The organism is Kitasatospora sp. NPDC004669, assembly GCF_040609455.1.
Taxonomy (GTDB): Bacteria; Actinomycetota; Actinomycetes; order Streptomycetales; family Streptomycetaceae; genus Kitasatospora.
The window spans coordinates 1-3,761 of sequence record NZ_JBEXKB010000180.1 but is presented as its reverse complement, the minus strand read 5'-3'; the positions used below and the strand labels follow the sequence as shown (position 1 = coordinate 3,761).

Annotated in this window: 2 protein-coding genes and 1 pseudogene; 1 reads left to right on the top strand and 2 read right to left on the bottom strand. The window is 69.8% G+C overall.

Going from position 1 to position 3,761, the window contains the following annotated elements; translation table 11 throughout:
• Positions 1-1,521 (bottom strand): annotated as a pseudogene (locus tag ABZW30_RS46625) (error-prone DNA polymerase); the annotation flags it as partial.
• A gap of 240 nt (positions 1,522-1,761) precedes the next feature.
• A complete protein-coding gene (locus tag ABZW30_RS46620; protein WP_355677431.1) occupies positions 1,762-2,700 on the bottom strand; it encodes an alpha/beta hydrolase in 939 nt (312 codons plus the stop codon).
• A 107-nt stretch (positions 2,701-2,807) separates the two neighbouring features.
• Between ABZW30_RS46620 and ABZW30_RS46615 the strand changes: the two genes are divergently transcribed.
• Positions 2,808-3,443 (top strand): TetR/AcrR family transcriptional regulator, encoded by a 636-nt coding sequence (locus tag ABZW30_RS46615; RefSeq protein ID WP_355677430.1) that lies wholly within the window; start codon positions 2,808-2,810, stop codon positions 3,441-3,443.
• Positions 3,444-3,761: the final 318 nt, after the last annotated feature.

Below are 3,761 nucleotides of genomic sequence, written 5' to 3'. Positions count from 1 at the left end.
CGCGGCGGACCACAGGGCCTGGCGGCGGGTCAGGCCGAGACCGGCGAAGGCGCCCGCGGTGGCGAGCGCCTCGAGGGCGGGTTCGGGCAGATCGGTGCGGCGGGCGACGTCCTCCAGGTCCGTGTACGGCTGGCCGGCGGCGATCGCCTCGGCCCGCTCCTCGCCGAGGCCGCGGACGGCCGCCAGCCCGAGGCGGATCGCGGGCTGGATCTCTCGCCCGCTGCCGGACGGTGCGGGTTCGAGGGTGGGCCGTGACTTGCTTCGGTTGATGTCGGCGGGCAGCACGGTGACGCCGTGGCGGCGCGCGTCCTGGATGAGGGTGAGCGGGGAGTAGAAGCCCATCGGCTGGTTGGCGAGCAGCGCGCAGGTGAAGGCGGCCGGGTAGTGGTATTTGAGCCAGGCGCTCGCGTACACGAGCAGGGCGAACGAGGCGGCATGGCTTTCCGGGAAGCCGTATCCGGAGAAGGCGTCGATTTTGGCGTAGACGTCCTCGGCGATGTCCTCGGGGATGCCGCGCTCGGCCATCCCGGCGAGGAGGCGCTCGCGCAGCTCGGCGACGCGTTCGTGGGAGCGTTTGGCGCCCATGGCCTGGCGTAGCTTGTCGGCTTCGGTGGGGGTGAATCCGGCGGAGTCGATGGCCAGTTGCATCATCTGTTCCTGGAAGAGGGGGACGCCGAGGGTTTTGGCGAGGGCGTGTTCCATCAGGGGGTGGGGGATGAGGGGTTTGTCGCGGCCGTTGCGGCGGTTGATGTAGGGGTGGACGGATCCGCCTTGGATCGGGCCGGGGCGGATGAGTGCGACCTGGACCACGAGGTCGTAGAAGCGGCGCGGTCTGAGCCTCGGTAGTGCTGAGGCCTGCGCGCGGGACTCGACCTGGAACAGGCCGATGCTGTCGGCTCGGCAGAGCATCGCGTAGACGTCCGGGTCGTCGGGCGGGATGGTGGCGAGATCGAGCCAGCGGCCGTGGTGTTGGGCGATCAGGTCGCAGGCGTCGTGGAGGGCGGAGAGCATGCCGAGGCCGAGCAGGTCGATCTTGACCAATCCGGCTTCGGCGCAGCCTTCCTTGTCCCACTGCAGGACGCTGCGGCCGGGCATGGTGGCCCATTCGGTGGGGCAGGTCTCGCTGATGGGTTCGCGGGTGAGGACCATGCCGCCGGAGTGGATGCCGAGGTGGCGGGGGAGGCCGCGTAGCTGGGCGGCGAGGTCGCGCACGTCTGCGGGCACGGGGGCGTCGGGGGGCGGCATGTCCCGCCAGCCGGTCTCCTTGCTGAAGCGGTCGAGGTCACCGGGGGTGTAGCCGAGTGCTCGGGCGGCGTCGCGGATGGCCATGCGGGGTTGGTAGGTGATGACGTTGGCGACCTGGGCGGCGTGGTCGCGGCCGTAGGTGTCGTAGACGTACTGGATGGCCTCCTCGCGGCGGCGGTGCTCGATGTCGAGGTCGATGTCCGGTGGCCCGTCGCGCTCGGGGCTGAGGAAGCGTTCGAAGAGCAGGTCGTAGTGGATCGGGTCGAGGGAGGTGATGCCGAGGGCGTAGCAGACGGCGGAGTTGGCGGCCGAGCCGCGGCCCGACCGGTCACCCCGCCATACAACGGCTTCGGACGACGACCCGTTGCCAGGTACCCCGACCCGGCCCGTAGCGTGAAGGCGCTGGTCGTCGAGGCGGGACGCGGCCGGATGGGCCGGTGTCCTGGCGCGAGGGCTCGCGCCCGGGCAAGGGCCCCACCGGCCCGCCGGGCGACTGGCGATGCCGTGCAGGCCGGGTCAGTTGAAGGCTGTGGCCACGGCGTCCGAGAGCTGGTCCAGTATGTCCCGCGAGAGTTGCACCGAGCCGGTGAACGAGAGGAAGCCGTGAACGGCTCCCTTGACCGGGAGATGCCGGACCGGCACGCCCGCGCCGGCCAGCTTGCGGGCGTAGTGGTCGCCCTGGTCGCGCAGGGGGTCGTTCTCGGCAGTAGCAATGACTGCGGGAGCAAGTCCGACCAGTGTGTCGGAGCGCGCCGGTGAGACCCGCGGGTCGGCGCCCTGGTCCGGGGTGCTGAGGTAGGCGCCCCAGAACCACTCGAGGTAAGACCGGGAGAGGACTGGTCCCGCGATGTTCTCGTACATCGAGGGACTGTCATCGAACCGATCGACCGCCGGGTAGGCGAGTACCTGAAGCGTGATGCGAGGTCCCCCGCGGCGCAGGGATTCCTGTGCGAGAACCGCGGCAAGGTTGCCGCCGGCGCTTTCGCCGAACACGGCGATGCGCTCTCCGTCGCCCCCGAAGCCGGGGGCGTTGTCCGCGACCCAGTTCAGCGCGGCGTAGGCGTCGTCAACCGCTGCCGGGAAGCGGTGTTCGGGTGCCAGCCGGTAGTCGACGGAGACCACGATCGTGCCGGAGCGGCCGGCCACGGTGCGGGCGATGTTGTCCTGAGTATCCAGGTCGCCGAAGACCCACCCGCCGCCATGGAAGAAGAGCGTTACGGGCAGCGGCCCGGCGTCCGGCTCGGTGACGGGCCGGTAGATACGGACGGGTATGTCGCGGCCGGCGGCAGGGGCAGTGGTGTCGCTGACATCGGCGACCGGTACGGGAGCGCCGGTCAGGGCGCCGAAGGCGCGCCCGAAAGCGCGGTTCTCCGCCACCGTCAGGGTCTCCGGGGCCGGTCCGCCTTCTGCGGCCACCAGCTTGAGCAGGATGTCGATCTGGGGGTCGAGGGACATGGCGCTCACCTCTCTGAAGAGACGGCCAGTTCCACTGGAATGGCCTTTCCAGGATCATCGGTGGCATATTGTTGGAATGTCAATTCCAACTTGGGTAGCGTGGGGGTATGAGCACACCAGTGAAGGCCGGAGAGCCAGCAGAGCGGCGGCTCACCAAGGGCGGCCGCAAGACCCGCGAACGCATCATCGAGACCGCTGCGGAGCTGATGTTCCACCGCGGCGCAGGAGGTACGAGCATCCCGGACATCCAGGCGGCCGCCGGGGTCAGCGCGTCGCAGATTTACCACTACTTCGGCGACAAGCAGGGCCTGGTCCTGGCGGTCATCGACCATCAGACGGACTCCCGGCTCGCCGAGCAGCGTCCGCTGCTGGACAGCTTGGACAGCATCGAGGCCCTGCGTGAATGGTGCGACAGAGCAGGGGGCCAGCAGGACGCCAGGGGATGTGAAGGCGGCTGCGAGATCGGCTCGCTTGCCAGCGAACTGGCCGACAGCGATCAGTCGGCGCGGGCCAGCCTCGTTTCTGCCTTCGACCGGTGGGAAGGCCCCATCAGGTCGGGACTCGCACGCATGCAGGCACGCGGCGAGCTGAGCGAGCGCGCCGATACCGCCGCACTCGCCACCGCTCTGTTGGCCGCCATCCAAGGCGGCATGCTGCTGTCCCAGGTCCGCCGGTCGAGCACCGCCTACCGGCAGGCCGTGTCCGTGGTGATCGACCACATCGAGAGTCACCTCGTCCGATAGCGGCTCGGGTGCCAGCTCACCACTGACACCCTTCGACCTGCTAAGGGTTGGTGGGCCGCGCCCACGACAGGTGGGCGATCTGCGCGAAGCCCGATCCGCAGGGCGCGACGACCCGGATGCTCTCGACCCCATGGTCAGCGGTCATAGCGGGACGCTATGCCCCGCCGTGCCCAACGCACCAGCGCTTTCATGACCCATCGCGCCCCGCAGAGACCGCCGCCGCAACCTGCGCAGATAGGTGGCTGGTCATGGTCGGCGGCGGGGTCGTGTATCCCAGCGGTGGGTGGTCCAGGCACGGCGGATCAGGCTACGGATGGT